Origin of the sequence: Microcoleus sp. B4-C2 (genome assembly GCF_036705265.1) — a bacterium.
Classification (GTDB): domain Bacteria; phylum Cyanobacteriota; class Cyanobacteriia; order Cyanobacteriales; family Microcoleaceae; genus Microcoleus.
Genome location: NZ_JAUBUB010000073.1, coordinates 16,121 through 33,131, shown reverse-complemented (window position 1 = coordinate 33,131; position 17,011 = coordinate 16,121). Strand labels below are relative to the sequence as shown.

12 protein-coding genes, 1 tRNA gene, 1 pseudogene and 1 CRISPR repeat array are annotated in these 17,011 nt (G+C 45.3%); of the genes and pseudogenes, 5 read left to right on the top strand and 9 right to left on the bottom strand.

Annotated features, from left to right (window positions below; translation table 11 throughout):
• Window positions 1-162: 162 nt before the first annotated feature.
• A complete protein-coding gene (locus QUB20_RS20035) occupies window positions 163-381 on the bottom strand; it encodes a hypothetical protein (RefSeq protein ID WP_333242773.1) in 219 nt (72 codons plus the stop codon).
• On the opposite strand from QUB20_RS20035, the gene cofG reads away from it, so the two are divergent.
• Entirely contained in the window at window positions 365-1,315 is a 951-nt protein-coding gene (gene cofG, locus QUB20_RS20030; protein ID WP_333243837.1) for a 7,8-didemethyl-8-hydroxy-5-deazariboflavin synthase subunit CofG, read from the top strand. The two genes, QUB20_RS20035 and cofG, sit on opposite strands and share 17 nt — an antisense overlap.
• Window positions 1,316-1,404: 89 nt before the next feature.
• Here cofG and QUB20_RS20025 read toward each other — a convergent pair whose 3' ends face one another.
• From QUB20_RS20025 to cpdA, 3 genes are all read right to left on the bottom strand, one after another.
• Window positions 1,405-2,181 carry an SDR family NAD(P)-dependent oxidoreductase gene (locus QUB20_RS20025; protein WP_333242780.1) on the bottom strand — a complete coding sequence of 259 codons (777 nt, stop codon included), beginning with the start codon at window positions 2,179-2,181 and terminating at the stop codon, window positions 1,405-1,407.
• Between the two features lie 202 nt (window positions 2,182-2,383).
• Entirely contained in the window at window positions 2,384-3,862 is a 1,479-nt protein-coding gene (locus QUB20_RS20020; RefSeq protein ID WP_333243841.1) for an alpha-amylase, read from the bottom strand.
• Between the two features lie 191 nt (window positions 3,863-4,053).
• Window positions 4,054-4,833, bottom strand: coding sequence for a 3',5'-cyclic-AMP phosphodiesterase (gene cpdA / locus QUB20_RS20015; RefSeq protein WP_333243844.1), 780 nt, complete (start codon window positions 4,831-4,833; stop codon window positions 4,054-4,056).
• A gap of 176 nt (window positions 4,834-5,009) precedes the next feature.
• Between cpdA and QUB20_RS20010 the strand changes: the two genes are divergently transcribed.
• Window positions 5,010-5,080, top strand: a tRNA-Cys gene (locus QUB20_RS20010).
• A 227-nt stretch (window positions 5,081-5,307) separates the two neighbouring features.
• Window positions 5,308-5,636: a CRISPR direct-repeat array (repeat unit 37 nt; unit sequence CTTTCAACCCACCCCTAGTCGGGATGGCCATTGAAGC).
• Window positions 5,637-6,086: 450 nt separating this feature from the next.
• On the opposite strand, the gene cas12k is transcribed toward QUB20_RS20010, so the two are convergent.
• Window positions 6,087-8,000 carry a type V CRISPR-associated protein Cas12k gene (cas12k, locus tag QUB20_RS20005; protein ID WP_333243847.1) on the bottom strand — a complete coding sequence of 638 codons (1,914 nt, stop codon included), beginning with the start codon at window positions 7,998-8,000 and terminating at the stop codon, window positions 6,087-6,089.
• Between the two features lie 109 nt (window positions 8,001-8,109).
• Between cas12k and QUB20_RS20000 the strand changes: the two genes are divergently transcribed.
• Complete coding sequence (locus tag QUB20_RS20000) at window positions 8,110-8,562, top strand: MerR family transcriptional regulator (RefSeq protein ID WP_333243850.1); 453 nt, start codon at window positions 8,110-8,112, stop codon at window positions 8,560-8,562.
• Between the two features lies 1 nt (window position 8,563).
• Entirely contained in the window at window positions 8,564-8,692 is a 129-nt protein-coding gene (locus QUB20_RS19995) for a hypothetical protein (protein WP_333243853.1), read from the top strand.
• 107 nt (window positions 8,693-8,799) lie between these two features.
• Here the strand turns inward: QUB20_RS19995 and QUB20_RS19990 are convergent, their stop codons facing one another.
• The 4 genes from QUB20_RS19990 to QUB20_RS19975 are packed head-to-tail and all read right to left on the bottom strand — an operon-like array spanning window position 8,800 to window position 16,319.
• The gene (locus tag QUB20_RS19990; RefSeq protein ID WP_333243856.1) at window positions 8,800-9,504 is read right to left on the bottom strand and encodes a SprT family zinc-dependent metalloprotease; all 705 of its coding nucleotides are present in this window, start codon (window positions 9,502-9,504) and stop codon (window positions 8,800-8,802) included.
• Window position 9,505: 1 nt separating this feature from the next.
• The gene (locus tag QUB20_RS19985; protein ID WP_333243859.1) at window positions 9,506-12,619 is read right to left on the bottom strand and encodes an HsdR family type I site-specific deoxyribonuclease; all 3,114 of its coding nucleotides are present in this window, start codon (window positions 12,617-12,619) and stop codon (window positions 9,506-9,508) included.
• Complete coding sequence (locus QUB20_RS19980; protein ID WP_333243861.1) at window positions 12,616-13,911, bottom strand: restriction endonuclease subunit S; 1,296 nt, start codon at window positions 13,909-13,911, stop codon at window positions 12,616-12,618. Before QUB20_RS19980 ends, QUB20_RS19985 begins: the two co-directional genes overlap by 4 nt.
• Complete coding sequence (locus QUB20_RS19975; RefSeq protein ID WP_333243864.1) at window positions 13,911-16,319, bottom strand: type I restriction-modification system subunit M; 2,409 nt, start codon at window positions 16,317-16,319, stop codon at window positions 13,911-13,913. The genes QUB20_RS19980 and QUB20_RS19975 overlap by 1 nt, the downstream gene beginning before the upstream one ends.
• 407 nt (window positions 16,320-16,726) lie before the next feature.
• Between QUB20_RS19975 and QUB20_RS28760 the strand changes: the two are divergent.
• Window positions 16,727-16,933, top strand: a pseudogene (locus QUB20_RS28760) (M48 metallopeptidase family protein); the annotation flags it as partial.
• Window positions 16,934-17,011: the final 78 nt, after the last annotated feature.

Genomic DNA, 17,011 nt, shown 5'->3' with positions numbered 1-17,011 from the left:
ATTTGTTTATGATTGCTTTATTTGGTTTTCAATGTTCGTGACGGCTTTGTGTTCCGCCATGTAAATAAACATAAAGCTTTTATTTCAGTTTGTAAAGGCCTTTTAAGAACAGTTTTTCTTATATGTGTCATAAATTATGCTTTTTAAAAGCCAGAAGGCTTGCTATATAAGGAGTTGAAAAGCTGAATGCGGAATTTGTGGACGATCGCCCACAAATGAAGAATACTCATAATCTACCTGGGCAACGAGATTCGGGACGGGCGTCAGTGTTAAGATAGATGAAGGGTTGCGATCGCCAACCGCAAAACTCGCACTGCACAGATATATGTTGTTGCGTAAGTCCGATCGATAAAAATCCCAAGGAATGTCTCGCACCGTCACCTACAGCCCTGCTTATACCCTCGTTCCCACTTACGAGTGTTTTAACCGCTGCACCTATTGCAATTTTCGGGCAGAACCCCTGCAAAGTCCTTGGCTAACACTCGCAGAAGCCGAAAAACAGCTCAACTTGCTGCAAACTCAAGGTGTAATTGAAATTCTCATCCTCAGCGGCGAGGTACATCCTCACAGTCAACGGCGAAAAGCTTGGTTGCAGCGGATTTACCATTTGTGCGAACTGGCACTTGCTCTGGGATTTTTGCCGCATACTAATGTGGGGCCGCTCAGCTTTGAGGAGATGGCACTGTTAAAAGAGGTAAATGTATCGATGGGGCTGATGCTAGAACAGCTTGCCCCACATTTGTTACAAACGGTTCATCGACACGCACCGAGTAAAGTGCCGACGCTGCGGCTCCAACAGTTAGAATTTGCTGGGGAATTAAAGATTCCATTCACAACTGGTTTGCTGCTGGGAATTGGGGAAAGTGAGGCAGATTGGGTGGAGACTTTAGAGGGGATCGCCCGCATTCATTCGCGATACAATCACATTCAAGAAGTTATCCTCCAGCCACACAGTCCCGGAAATCAACAAAGTTGGGACGGTGAAGTTTTTGATGCTACAAAAATGCCCGAAGTAATTGCGATCGCCCGCAGCATTTTACCTGATGAAATTGCCCTACAAATTCCGCCCAATTTAGTTGCACAACCAGACATATTGCTGGCTTGTTTAGAAGCAGGTGCTAGAGATTTAGGAGGAATCGGGCCGCGGGATGAAGTTAATCCCGATTATCCTCACCTGCAACACCAAACTTTAACAGAAATTTTAGCAGCAGCAGGATGGCAACTCGTAAAGCGTTTGCCTGTTTATCCTCAGTACGATAAGTGGCTGCCCCAGACATTGCAAACGGCTGTTAAACAATTCAGAGTTAGTCATTAGAAATTCTTATTTTTTAGTCGGCGCAGGCGGACTTAATTTGACAAGAAGCGGTTTCAACCGCCGACTGATAAAAATAAACTATTGAGATTTTAAATCAAAGAACCGCCACCATCAATCCAGACTTCAGTACCTGTGATGAAGCTGGAGGAATGTGATACCAGAAATAACACTAATTGGGCGACTTCTTCGCTAGAACCTGCGGTATTATCCGTCAAAGGAATCATGTCTTGAATGGAATCAGGCGGGACTGGAATGCGATCGAGATGGCGCTTAACGGTGCTTTCTTCAATTGCAGTTAGCACCCCGCCCGGACAGATCACATTGACTCTGATTTGGCAGGCTGCGAGTTCTAGCGCCAGCATTTTTGCAAAGGCTACTTGGGCAGCTTTTGAACAAGCGTAGGCCGTTGCACCAACTTTCCTGAAACTTCTGGTGCCATTAATCGAGGATGTAATTACAATTGAACCTCCTTGTTTTTTCAGATGAGGAACAGCATACTTAACAGCCAAAAATGTTCCTCTAAGGTTGGTGTTAATTGTCCGATCCCACTCATCGGGTTCTATCTCCTCTATCGGCGACCATACACCGTTAATACCCGCATTGGCAAACAAAATATCAATTCTTTGATATTTGTCAAAAATTGTTTGAAATGCTTTTTGCATTTGCTGATAATCCCCAACATCTGCGGCAATAGCCAGCCCGCAGCCTCCTTCATTGACCAACTGGCGGACGGTTTCTTGCCCCGTTTCCAAAATGCGATCGATAATAGCAACTTTGGCGCCTTCCTTGGCCATTAAAATTGCTGCTGCATGACCAATACCCGACCCACCGCCGGTAATAACTGCAACTTTTTCTGAAAGTTTCATATTTTTTTATATAAATATTTTTTGGGGCGATCGCATAGCATAAAAATAATACTAGAGAGAGGACTTTAGTCCTCACTACAAACAACTTTTCGTCATCAAAATCATGAAAGTAAAAAGTGGTTTAATGTACTAATTATAGCGGTAAGGTGTGCAGTGCACACCCTACTTTAGGCAGAGGAGTACGTCAATTTTAACGCTGTTCTTACGGCTGTGGCACCCAGACCGAAACAGAACCGGCGTTACACCGAAAATCAGCCCAACCATCGTCATTAGTTGTGATTGGTTCTTTGATGTGTTCGGTGATGTCAATATAAGTTCGATTCGGCTGTCCGACTTCCATAAACTTAGTGCCATCGCCTCCGTTACTGAGTACCACAGCCATGCCACCCGGATGTTCTTCATCTCCGAGTCGCGTCCAGCCAATAGTGTTGGCGTGGTCGAAGTAATCGTACTGATTGCCGTAGGAATAGGTTTGGCGCGCTAACAAGAATTTATCTACCATAAACTGATGTTTGTCTAACCAAATCTCGTATTCATTGCCATCATTTGCTTTATCCTTATAGTTAGCGCCGTAATAATCCGGGTAAAAAATGCACGGATATCCTTCGCGCCGTAGCAGAATTAAAGCGTAGGCAAGAGGTTTAAACCAAGCCTCGACAACAGATTCTAGGGATTGTAATGGTTGAGAATCATGGTTGTCAACTAAGGTAACGGCGAGGGCGGGTTGCTGTTGGACGAGAGTGTTATCAAAAATTGTTCGCAAATCGTAGCTATTACCGGCTTTGCTAGCAGCGTGGAAGTTGTAGTGGAGGGGTGCGTCAAATAAGGAGACTTTACCGTTCGTTGCTTGGATGAAGTAGTGCAAAGCTTCCACTTCGTAAGACCAATATTCGCCGACGGCAAATAGGTCGCGTTGGGCATAGTGGCGGACGTGTTCCAACCATTCTTGGAAAAATTCTGCTTTAACGTGTTTGACGGCATCGAAGCGAAAGCCGTCAACGTTTGTTGTATCGACATACCACTCACCCCAGTATTTTAACTCCCCGCTTACTTCTGGGTTGTCCATATCTAAATCGCAACCCATCAGGTAGTCATAATTGCCTTTTTCTAAGTCTACTCCTTGATCGAATTCTTTGCCTTTTAGCAGGTAAACGGCATGGGTTTCTGTGTTGTAAACGTTGTAATCAATGGCGTCAAAATGCCACCAATGCCACTCCATGCTGGAATATTTTTTGTCGCGGCCGGGGAAGGTAAAATGCGTCCAAGCTTTGATTTTTTGATATTCGCCTACGGTGTCATTCCTGTTGTCGGGATGCAAGGGTGTGGCTTCGGCTTCTTCTTCTGCATCGGCACCTAATTTGTGGTTGAGGACAACATCGGCATAAATCCGAATTCCAGCATCTTGTGCAGCTTTAATCGCGGCCAAATACTCATCTTTTGTGCCGTATTTCGTGCGTACCGACCCTTTTTGGTCGAACTCGCCTAAATCGAATAAGTCGTAGACGCCGTAACCCACATCCATACCGCCGCCTGTTCCTTTATAGGCTGGCGGCAACCACAGGGATGTAACGCCTATTTTGGCTAAATCTTTTGCAGATTTCGCTAGCTGATTCCACAGGCTGCCGTCGTCGGGGCTGTACCAGTGGAAATACTGCATCATGACGCCATTGAGTTCAGACATATATTTAGTTTTTCCTGTTTTGTAAAGTTGCTAGATATATTTTTATTCGTTGCCGCTCACTCTAGCTATGCCTGCAATCTAAAGCCTATACTTATCATAATAGATGGGGTTGCTCACAACAATCTATCTGTTGATGGATTGACAAAAAAATGTAAATTTGATAAAAATAAATTTTAGGCTATCGAAAATTATTAAAGGGGTGGCGATGCTTCGGTAACTCGCTCAACTCTGGTCTTCCAAGTACCGTCGATCGCCAATTCAAGCAATCTAAATCCCGGCGGGATTTTGTCAACTATAATCGGATGGCTTTTGGGTAAAAGTTGGAGGCAGGTGCTGGGTGTCCCCAAGTAGGTAACTAAGCCCCGCTGTTGGTGAAATTCTTGGTGAATGTGGCCACAAAGAACGATTTTGATTTGAGGATATCGATCGACAATTGCCAAAAATTCATCGGCATTGTGCAGCATCATTCCATCCATGATTTCACAGTCGATCGGCAAAGGATGATGGTGCAAGGCAATGATAACAGGTCGATCGCCCGTTTGTTGCAGTTGAGAGTCTAGCCAATGCAAGCTTTCTGGGGAAAGTCGCCCGCCGTCGCATCCGGCTTCCACACTCGAAAGTAATAGAAACTGCCAGTTTCCTAGCATCCATGATTTTTCTGGGGAAAGGGGCGGCTGATTTAAGATTTCTGCCATGACTGGGATGTTGTCGTGGTTCCCAGGTATCCAGTAGGCGGGAATTCCGAGGGGGGCGATGAGGGAGACGAGGCGCTGGTATGATTCGGGTGTTTCGTCTTGGGATAAGTCGCCTGTCAGCAGCAGTAAGTCTGGCGGCGGCTGTATCTGTTGCAGGCGATCGAGAACTGCTTGGAGGGTGCGGGTTGTTGAGAGGCCTTTCCATTCTCGATCGATCTCTGCAAACAAGTGAGTGTCGGTGATTTGGGCGACGAGTAGGGGAGAAACTGGTGTCATGGCTGGTGTTGCGGGCGATCGATGTAGTTATAGAATAGCCTCGGATGGGTTTTGGGGATATGGGAAAAAAGGGCGATTCCCTACGGGAAAGCTTCGCTTCACGAAATTTTTGACAAATATGTTGAAATAATAGAGATTTGGTGTACTATAAGAAAACGTCAATTTTCAGACGTAACGGCGGCATAGCCAAGTGGTAAGGCAGAGGTCTGCAAAACCTCCACCCCCAGTTCAAATCTGGGTGCCGCCTTTTTTAATTGTCGAGTGTCAAATTATTTGTCCGCGTTGACAGATTGCTGTCCGTTTGACAAATTATTTGTCCGCCTTGACATATTGTTGTCCTGAAAAGAAGATAGCTTACAAAAGTATTACAAATATATTGTGGCAGACCCCTGCCTTACCTTTCAACCCACTCGTAGTCTATGACCATTGAAGCGTTATAACCCTAGAATAATAGCATTCGGTCGAACAAAATAGCTTTCAACCCACCCCTAGTCGGGATGGCCATTGAAGCGTGGCGCACTTAATCTTCCGCTGGTTAGCGTTCTTTCAACCCACCCCTAGTCGGGATGGCCATTGAAGCCTCTTTTCGTAAACGAGCCAAACGTAAACAGCCTCACTTCAACTTTCAACCCACCCCTAGTCGGGATGGCCATTGAAGCACGCTTGCACCTCTTTTATGGTAAGGCTTCTTTAGCCTTTCAACCCACCCCTAGCCGGGATGGCCATTGAAGCGGAGCGGTTTATCGGCAGCCGAACACTTTTCATCTTTTCAACCCACCCCTAGTCGGGATGGCCCTTGAAGCTCTAAGCGCTTAAACCCTGACCTGACCTGGCTTCCAGAAACAAATTTCGTCAACCTTGGAAATATTGCTCTGGAAACTGTCACAACAGGAGGGTTAGCCATCCCAGAAAAAGCCCAAACTTAGTCTGGCTATTAACTTCAGAAGATTCGTCAACCTCTTGGGGATTTCGCTCCCGCTTAGGTTCACGAAAAAAATAAGGTGGGTTCCTCCTTGGTCGGAGGTGATTCAGTAGCCACCACTGCGGTAAACCCACACCCGTATTGCTGGGGGCGCACCTAATTCCTATCCGCAAGGGATAGCAGCTTCGGGGTGGGCAGCTACCAGGGTCAGAAAGCACAACGGTCTTCCAACCGTCAAACTAACCCTCATTTATCACTGCTCAGAGGCTCTGACGAGCATGACCAGCGGCGCTATTTACTATTCTATTGTCAAGGTGCAGTTAGTTGTCAATTAAGTTTTGGAACGTGAGTGATAGACGGAAATCGCTATCTCCTTTGCCTTCTCTTGGGGACTTCCTCTAACTGGCTGCTGTCCCTCTTCGATCGCCATCCCAACTTTCGCTGCTTGACTCTTGATACACTCGATTAGTCTGCCATAACTCCAATTGTGAACGCTAACCCGGTATTTTTTAGCGTAGTTTCGCTGACCTTCTAAAAATTCAGGGCATTTTTGCTTGGCTAAAGCTTGAATTTCGCTTTGGACTATTTCTCGCATATCGCCGAGTTTGGGTAAGACGATGCTACTAGCTTGGTATTTTTGCGCGATCGCGATAATCTCTTTCGCTAGTAATCTATCTACATATTCCCCTAACTCCGATTCTCCAAAACGGTTAGGGGCAGCCTGTTTTTGGGCGCTGTGTCGCTGTTGGGAAGTGCGCTGTTTTTCCTGTCGCTGGCGGTTGAGTAAATGGTAATTTTTACCGAGTAGCTGTTTGACACTGCGGTAAGTCAGGGGTTTAGATGCGATCGCATCTACTACGGCGATGGTAGCAGGTTTTTCTAAGCCCAGGCTCACACCCACGAGAATATGAGGTTGCCCCTGATATAAAGGTTGACTGGGGCGGGGGAAAGGGTTATTAATACGAGCTAATGTAGAGTTTTTGCGCTGAATAAAGGCTTGCTGATTTTCGTTAAGGTTGCCTTTTTCTTTGGTTTTGGTGAGGACTTTGGCAATTTCAGCGGCTTTCTCTTCTTTTACTTGTTCTGTACCTTCGGCTGTCCAGAGGCGAGTATCAACGGTGCAATAAAGCGTTAAGCGGTGGAGGTTCCAGGGTTCGCCTTTTCCTTCTCCTTCTTGCCAAGCAATGCAGCCGCTGCGGAGGGTGAAAAGGCTGCTAGAATGTTGATTTTTACTGGCTCGTTTGATTTGTTGGTCTTCTAGGAAACGCTCGAACCACAGGATTTGACGTTGATCGCAGTAGATTTGAAAACTGTGTTCGCTTAAGCCGTTAAATTTGACGCAGAGGCGGTTTGAGGTGTTTTTAAACCAGGTTAGGTCTTCGTTGGTTTCGTAGGTGACGGGGAAGGGTAGGGTGCTGGGTTGCTTCAATAGTCGGTCTTGCCAGGATTTAGCTTGGGCTTCGTTTTCGGCGACGGTGGTAGATGCGATCGCTAATGTTTCTAACCATGTAGCGTTTGTTAAGTCTCTACCTTTGGGCATTCTGGCGGTTAGCTGTTCGATGAGGCGCTGGATTTGGATTTCGACTTGGCGGCGACGTTTGGCAAATTTTTCTGGGTCTTCTTCTTTATCGGTGAGTTTACAGCCGTTTTTCAACAAGTAAGCGATCGCGCTTCGGGTCAAGTTGTCTTCACTTTGGCGGTAGGCTTCAAACAAGCTCTGAGATAGGCTGCGGTTAGTTTCGGAAACTTTCGGTTTTTTTGCTTTTTTACTTGTTTTTTTAGGCTTGGGAGAGTCGGCGAGGGCTGAGTGCGGAGTAAATTGAGCCAAGATTTCAGCGGCTTTGGTGCGAAGGGTGTCTAAGGTAATGCCGTTAGTTTCTACGAGTTCGGCATCGCTTTTGAGCATTTCTAGCCAGCGGGTTTTGCCTTCGAGTTGGTATTGCAACCGTTTCATTAAGGCCAACCAAGATTTGTAGATGTAGTTAACAAGCGCGATCGCACTCATGTAAAAGCGACTGGGTTGACCAACATAGCGGGGGTCGGTTTTGAGGGATTCGCCAAGCTGTTTGACAATTCCTGCGGGGAGTTTGCCGTTTTGTCGCCATGTCGGGAAATCAGGGTGTTGGCCAACTTGTTCTAGGAGTTCATTGATGAGGGGCGTGTTTTTCTGTGCCATTAACTCCCAAAGTTGACGGCGGGTGGGCTCCTTGGCGATTAGGCGACACTGGATGGTGATTTGACTCATGGCTGTTTTTAACAGTAATATTTCAATACTAACCTAATTGTATAAGCCTAACATAATTGTATAAGCCTAACATAATTGTATAAATCAGCGCTCCTGTAGAATGAGTTTCATGGAAGAGCGCTTTTTTACGACTAAGCAGGCGGCTGAGATTGCAGGCTGTACGTTACGTCAGTTGCAGTATTGGCGTGAGAGTGGGGTGGTTGTCCCTGTGATTACGGAAACGGGGACGGGGAGGAGTATTTACTACTCTGAGGAAAATTTGGTGGAGTTGGCGACGATGGTTTATTGGCTGTCGGTGGGTTTTACATTTGAGGTGGGGCGGGAAGTGCTGAAGACGCTTAAGGAGCAGTATCCGGGGCTTTTGAGCGATCTGGAGCCACAGCGGTTAATTTTTGTCAAGGAGTTGCAGGGAGGAGATTCTAAGCTGGTAGAGTTCGATGTGGATAAAGTAGTAGCAGCTTGGGCTGAGGGTAAGTTTGTCATACCGGTTTGGTTAGATGTGATTCATGCGCGGTTGCGGGAGAGAGTGAATGTGAGAGTGAGGCCGAGAGTGAGGGTGTAAAGTGCGATCGCTCCAACTGGTAGAGTTTGATTGGGAGAGTGCGATCGCATCGTTAAAAACTGGTCAGCCTGTAATTCCGGTGTGGTTAGATCACATTCATCAAGGGCTCGCTAGTAAGCTGGTGAGTTAGGCCCGATCGCATTGTTGCATTTAATTAGCGTTGTCGTTGTTTGAGCTGAAGGTGATTCATTGGCGGTTGCTGGGAAACTAAAAGAAGTCTATAGTTCCAGTTGAATCTCAATAACTTCCAAGTGGAGAGCGGTTTAATTCATCTTTATATAAACGCCAATCAGGAAGGAATCGGTTCATTAACATTGTGAATCGCTCGTTATGATGCCGTTCTAAAAGATGCGTCATTTCATGGACGACGACGTATTCCAGGCAGTTAGGAGCTTTCTTGGCTAATTCAAGGTTCAACCAGATGCGTTTCGCTTCAATGTTGCAGGTACCCCATTTTGTTTTCATCTGCTTCACTCCCCAATCATTAACCTGAACGTCTAGAATTGCTGCCCACTTTTCGATTAATAGAGGAATTGCTTTTTTTAACTGCTGTCGATACCAATTCATCATGACTTTTTCCCTTTGGGCTTCGTCGCTTCCTTCCCTAACGTAAAGGTCGATATAGGTGTTGTTTCTTACTTGTACCTTACTGTTACCTTGGTGATATATAACATTTAGTAAATAGCGTTTGCCTTGAAAATAGTGGCTTTCACCAGAGACACATTCTCTTTTTGATTGCCGTTCTTGCGCTTTGAAATTTGCCTGATGCTTTTTGATCCAAGATATTTTTGAGATAGCAAATAAACGTACAGCTTCATCATTCACTCTCAGAGGTGCAGCAATCCGAACTCGACCATCGGGAGGATATACCCCAAGATGGATGTTTTTAATATCTTTTCTATCAACATCAATTACTAGATCGCTGACGCTTATCTGATACATCCTAATAGTCGCTTTGATTCTTCACTATCTCAAAAATTATATCTACTTTTTCCGGGGAGTCAAGGTGTTTTTTGATGGCGTTTTTTACTTCGCGCTCCTTAATTTTATTGCCGCGCCAAGCATCCTTTTTGGTTTGGCAAATTTCATTGTCGATCGCCAATGCCAGATCCTCATTTTGCTCTAGGTTATCGTATAACGCTCGTTTGGCGGGAGTGTCCAGAGATGGAGGGTACTGGGTTGAGGTTGCAGGTTGGGTAACTTGTCGGCTGAGAGCCACAATTTTATTCAAGTAGTCCTCATACTCCTGAGCGGCTGTTTTGCGTTCTTGAATCAGTTTATCCAAGAGTTCCGACATTGTGCCGAAATACTTGGGGTTGGTGGGACGTTGGTCGATGATAACTTTGCGTAGGTTGTTCTCAATGGTTTCGGCAACGGCTTCTGGGTTTTGTCTGATGCCTTTGGGTAGGGTATTGACTGCATCCTTGCCCCGATCGACAATCAACTCAATCAGCGTCATATCCTCAAATGTGGAAAGCACTTCGCTCTCTTCTGCGCCAATGTAGCTATCGATCAGGTGGCGCATCGCGGGTTCATAAGCTTTCAGGTCGATCGCATCCCCACTGGCAAGTTTGACTTCGGCGCGAATCTGTTCGTAATATTTGACTTCCTGCTTAATGGTTTCAATTTCAGCAGAAGAATAGCCAGCTTCTAGCATATCGTTTGCTAGGTTAGCGTAAGCTCGAACTAGAGAAGCGGTGAGTTTGTAGAGGCTAACTCGCTTTTGTTCGTGTTCTTTTACTAAATCTGGGTCTTCGGTGTTGGAACCACAGAAATAACGGATGTAGGCCAGGGTATTTTTTGGCGGTTCTACAGGCTCGCACAGGGCTTTGATGCTTTCTCTGGCAGTTTCTAAACGTTCGACTCCCTTTTCCAGGCGATCGCTCAATAACCCCTCGACATCGCCTCGATCGTAGTCCTCAAACGCTTCAGCGGTGTAGTCGAGAACGGATTTCTCCAGGCTGTTGAACAAATCTTTGTAATCGATAATATAACCATACTCTTTATCGTCACCATCCAGTCGATTAACGCGACAAATCGCCTGAAACAAACCATGATCTCGCATGGTTTTATCTATGTAGAGATAGGTGGTGGGGGGCGCATCGAAACCAGTCAGCAGCTTATCCACCACAATCAGCAGCTTCATCTGGGCGGGTTCATCAACAAATTTATTTTTGACCTCTTCCTCAAAGGCTTCGGGGGTTTTACCATTCAGCATTTTTTGGTAAATCTCATACTGCCACTGCTTTTCGGTGTATTCGTCTCCGCCAGTGCTTTCGCCTTTGATGCTTTGGAGGGAGCCATCGTAAGAGGTGACGATCGCACATCGTTTGAAGCCGCGATTCTGGAATAACTCATAATATTTGCAGGCTTGGTAAATGCTGCCTGCTACCAAGAGAGCATTGCCCCGATTGCTTTGGAGACGGTCTTTGGTTTCAAAGTCTAATAGGATATCGCTGACAATTTTTTCTAGTCTGGATGCCGAACTCAAAACCTGTTGTAAGGTACCCCAGCGCTGTTTCAGTTGAATCTTGGCTTGTGTGGTTAAGCCTCTAGTTTTCGCTTCAAACCACTGGTCGATTTTGGTTTCGGAAGTGATGAATTGATCGACATTGCGGGCTTCGTAGCGTAAATCGAGAACTACTTTATCGGCTACGCCTTCATGAAATTTATAGGTATGAATGTAACCGCCAAAGACATCAATGCTATTCTGCTTGTCCTTTTTGAGTAACGGCGTACCTGTGAAGCCAATAAACACGGCATTGGGCAGAATTTCCTTCATGGCATCGTGCAGCTTGCCTGATTGGGTGCGGTGGCATTCATCTACAAATACATAGATATTGCCTTTGGAGGAGAAATCTGAGGGGAGACTTCGCTTGAGGTCTGCAATGTAGCTGTCGTAGTCTGCGTCGCTGACTTTATCTTTGTCTTTTTTGCCGAATTTATGAATTAAAGAACAGAGTAGCCAGGGGGCCGTGCGATCTAGTTTATCGATCAGGTCGCTACCGTTTTTGGTGCGAGAGATGTCTTCGTTAACGCCTTTAAAAACATTCTCAATCTGCTTGTCTAGTTCATCGCGATCGGTCACGATCAGGACACGGGCATCGGTGATATTTTCGCGAATCCATTTGGTCAGCCACACCATTGTTAGACTTTTGCCACTGCCTTGGGTGTGCCAGATAATGCCGCCCTTCCGTTGTTGCAGAAAGGTTTGAGCGGCTTTAACACCAAAATACTGGTTATGACGGCAAACTTTTTTGATGCCGCGATCGAACACAATGAAATTGTGGATTAATTCGAGGAATCGTTGTTTTTCGCAAAGGCGCAGCAGAGTGCAATCTAGTGCGCTGTCGGCAATGTCGCAGTCTAAACTGGATAAATATTTGTTTTCTTTAGGGTCTGTTTTAGGATTATAGTCTGGGTTTTCTTCTTTCCAAGTCAGATAATATTTTTCGGGGGTTTCGATCGTGCCGTAGCGTAAGCCTTGAGTGTCATTGCCTGCCATAACAAACTGCATGGTGGCAAAAAAGGATTTGATAAATCTTGAGGTTTGGTTATCGAGGTTTTGGCGGATGCCTTCGGAAACCGAGACGGTGCTGCGTTTGAGTTCTAATACACCCAAGGCGATACCGTTGACGTACAGCGCCACATCCGGGCGTTTGGTATTTTCGCCTTTGACTGTCACCTCTTCGGCAACCGCAAAGTCGTTTTCTAAGGGGTTTTCCCAATTAATCAGCCAAACGGTTTGGGCCTTTTCGCCGACTTCTTCTCGGATTTTGACCCCATAGCGTAACAGGCTGTAGACGGCTTTGTTGATGTCGTAGAGGCTTTTACTTTGGTCGTCTGCGACTTTTTTGAGTTCAGACAAAGCTTTGTTAATCAGGCTGTCGCTGTAGCTTTGTTGGCGGCGCAAAAAGTTGGTGAGGAGATCGGTTTCAATATGGCTATTATTGGGGCGGTCTTGCCAGTTGCCCAAATAGCTATAGCCTAACTGCTGCTGAAACAGTTGTACAACACGATTTTGGGTTAAGCGTTCCCGTTGTCCGACCTTGTTCATACCAGTCGAGTCCTCCCAGTGAGAAGTTCTTGCATCATTCCCTGTTTTATGGCTTTGTATTTATCGCATTTTTGCTCTAAGGCTTCGATTTCTGTGTCCATGTCGGTGAGAACTTGGGCGATCGCTTGTTGTTCTTCTTTTGTTGGTGGTAGTACAATTTCAAATTTTAATAGGTCAGCAAGAGTAATATTTGCCTGATTTGCATTACCACGAAAAATCACCTCAATATAACGCAAATATCTTTTCGTTGTGAGATGATAATATATCAGTCTCTGCTTATAATCTTTGTTAGATTTTGAACGGATTATAACGGCATTTTGGTTAAGCAGACATCCCGCATATTTCTTTTTTATAAAAACAACTTTACCAACCATTGAATCATACATAGGTGGTTTAGAACCCACAGTAGAAAGAACTAAGTCATTCTCTTGAAGTTGCCAATTAGTGTACAAACACAACTTGCTGTTTTTGATATAAATTTGGTTCTCATCTTTAACAGAATTATACGTTGTATCACTAACCCTTATTATTCGGACTCCATCACTACAATAATCTTTTGATTTAAACGCAAATCCTTTGATGTAATCCAAAATCTCCCCCAACTTCTTCTCTTCCCACTCTCCGCTAAAACCGGGTAGGCGTTTTTTGCCCGTTAGGAGTTGCTGCGTTGCACCTTGCTTGATGTTGCGCTTTTTGGTGATGAGGCGATCGAGTTCTGCGATCGCGGCATCGACATCACTTAGGGCTTGTGCGATCGCTTTTTGTTCAGAGAGAGGGGGAAGGGCTAACATAATTTTGCGGACTGTTAGCAAACTCATCCCAGCTTTTGCCCCTAAATCTGTCGAACCACGAAATAGTTTTTGGGAATTCTCAGATGCTAAAAAGTAGCTGACAAAATGACTATTTATTTTGTGAGGAGCAAATCTAACTAATGCTATATGCTGATTAATATAAGCGGGCTTTGGAACCGAAGTATTAACATAACAAGTAATCCCTATGTCCGCCGTGATAGAAATAAGTATGTCATGCTCCTGTAATTGACTTCGCATTCCCTCATTCATCCCAGAGGGTAAATTTACCAACTTCAAATCACTTAAATCGAGATAAATTGATTCTCTCGACATATTAGTAATTCGGATAAATGGCGCACCTGTGTCAGAATAAAACTTAGCCCAGCCACGAGATCCGCTGGTGAGAAAAGGATTTAAATCGCCGATTTCGGTAACATCCCACTCTACTGGAATTACAGCGACATCAGTTTGTTTGTAACCTTCTGGGATTTTCTTCTTCATCACCACGCTATCCCTATCCTCTTCAAATGAGCATCCACCCGACTTGTCAACTCATCCACCCGACTTGTCAACTCTGGCAAAGGCATCTCATATCGTTCCGCCAACTCCTTAATCCGTTGCGTCAACCGTTGCGAAATCCGCTCCATCTCCGAATTTATCGCTTGTTGCAGCGTCACCATCCACTTATCATTTACTACCAGCGTTTTTATCTCGTCCTGCGTTATATTTCCATATTTTATTAACACATATTTATCCAAAAATTGATTCAATAATTTAATTTCTTTACTAACTTCCACCTCTTGCTCAATCAGTTTTAAATAAGCCTTTAACACCTTTAACTCATCGGCAAACGTTGCATCATTCTTGATTGTCTTAATGCGATCATTTACATTTGCTTTAGTAATTTTGCCATGGTCATTGGTGACTTCCTCCAGCAAACCCTCCTCTCCACCGTGTTCTTCTTCCAGTTCCTCCTGCTGGCGAACAATTTCATCTCTTTTCGCTTCCTGTTTTTCAATCTCCGCCTGTTCAGCTTTGAAATAGCGGTTAATCATCAACTCTTTGGGAATCAGCTCGCAGATATAATCTGTAACTGCACCTTTTTTATTCCTCACTGCTGTCAGTTCTGCTTTCCACCCATCCTCAATCAGAATATAAACATCATCCTTCATGCTCTCCACCCAATAAGTCATTAGGTGCTGATAAACATCGTATTTATCTATCAGACTTTTTCCGGTAAAAGCTTGCAACAAATCTTCTGAAAGACTGTAAATAATATCCTTGGGATGATGTCCCGGTTGGATATCTTTCAGCCAAGGTGTATTTTTTGCTTGCCACCCTTTAAAAACCGCCTGAATTTCTTGCCCATAGCTAATAAATTCGGGATAGTCAAAAATGCAGGCTTTGACCTCCTCTATGGAGATTTTTAGCTTTAAATATCCAGGTCGCTCTGCTACTTCAAATAACTTCTGCTTTAGCGTCGGATACACCTGCCAATACTCACTCAACGCCTCAACGTCTCGCTTGGGAATTCCTCCCAACAAATGCGCCTCAATATCCTGAATATCTTCCTCTTCCTGGCTGTCGATGTAGCGGGGAATATTCAGGGTGTAGTCGTTTTTGGGTTCAGCAATTTCCTCAAATGGCACAAAGCGGGAATACTTCGGAATCTCTAGCTGCCGATTAAACACATCAACAATTTTGTGAATATCCTGATCCCGCAATCGGTTCTTATTGCCATCTTTGACAAAACTTTTGCTGGCATCAATCATAAAAATGCCCTGGCGCTTCTCGGCATTTTCCTTGTCCAGCACAATGATGCAGGCAGGAATTCCCGTTCCATAAAATAGGTTGGGCGGCAAGCCAATAATGCCTTTAATCACTCCCTTGCAAATCAAGTTCTTGCGAATCTCTGCCTCGGCATTGCCCCGAAATAGAACCCCGTGAGGCAGAATAATCGCCCCCTTACCCTTACTTTTAAGCGATCTGAGCAAATGCAGCAAAAAGCTATAGTCGCCATTTTTCGCCGGAGGGATGCCATCCTCAAAGCGCTTAAATTCGTCTTGAACCGGGTTAAATCCATTGCTCCAAGCTTTTGAAGAAAAAGGCGGATTAGCAACAGCAAAATCAAATTGTTTCAGTTTCCCATCCGCTTCTCTAAACAGTGGGTCTGCCAACGTATTCCCTTGTAAAATATCTGCCGTAGGATGCGCGTGCAGAATCATGTTCATCTTAGCCAAGGCGCGAGTAGCGTTGTCCATCTCCTGCCCATAGATGGTTAACCCCCGTGCAGCTTCATCCGCCGCCTTCAGCAACAAAGAACCGCTGCCACAAGTCGGGTCATAAATTGTCTGATCCTGGCTTTGGGCAGTATTGACCCCAATCACCTTAGAAATAATCCGAGACACTTCCGCCGGAGTATAAAACTGCCCTTTGCTTTTCCCTGACTGGGTGGCAAAGTTCCGCATCAGGTACTCGTAGGCATCCCCTAACAGATCGTCCCCATCTGCCCGATTTTTACTAAAATTCAGGTTCGGGTTCTTAAAGATATCTACCAAGTTAGAGAGCCGATCCTGCATCTCCTTACCTTTGCCCAACTTGTCAGCATCATTGAAATCAGCAACGTCAATAATGCCCTTCAGGTCATTCGCTTCCGCAAGTTTGGCAATAATTTTATTGATTTTGTCCCCAATTTCTTTGTCGCCTTTCAGCGCCACAATGTCGTGAAAGCTTCCCCCATCCGGGACTTCAATCAGGGCATCCTCTACCCCAGCATAGCGGTCAGAAACATATTTAATGAACAATAACGCCAGCACATAGTCTTTGTATTGCGAGGCATCCATGCCGCCCCGCAACTCATCACAGCTTTTCCATAACGAACTGTAAAGTTCACTTTTCTTAAGTGCCATCTTGTGCCGCCTTGTACAGCGCGTCCTAAGTTTTGTCTGCTAGACAGTGTTAGAACGCAATTAATTATTTTACCTCGAAACGCAACCAGCCCGCAAAGAACCAGTAATATTTGACAACATCCAAATCTACAAACATCTCAGCTTACTGAGGCGAGCGTGGACAACCAAAGCTAGAAACTGCAACTATCAAGCCACCGATTCTACCTAATGACCTCAATGCCTGGGTCATCCAGACAGTAAGCCTAACTGAAGGCGATCGCACCCCGAAATCGCTGGAACCCAAACTTTTCCAAAAGCGCGATCGCCTTCGGTCGATTTTAGATACACAAATTGCTGCTCTTGTCGATCGTGTTGAAGCTTCTCCCCGCTCGGTGCAGGTACGCGAGTTAGGCTAACGTTGGGGTTGGTGCGGATACAAAGGGGATTTATATTTTCACTGGCGAGTGGCGATGCTCCCGCGAGTGATGATAGAGTATGTGGTTATTCACGAGCTGGTGCATCTGATTGAACCGCATCATACGAATGCGTTCTGGGATAGGGTGGAGGGGGTTATAAGTGATTGGGGCGATCGTAAGCGCTGGTTAGCGGAGAATGGAGTGAGTTATAATCTTTAGGAATGGGTGAGATGTGGGGGTGTCGCATTCATCAACACTTGCGAGAGAGCCTCAGAAACTTTAAGCGGTAGGGGAGTC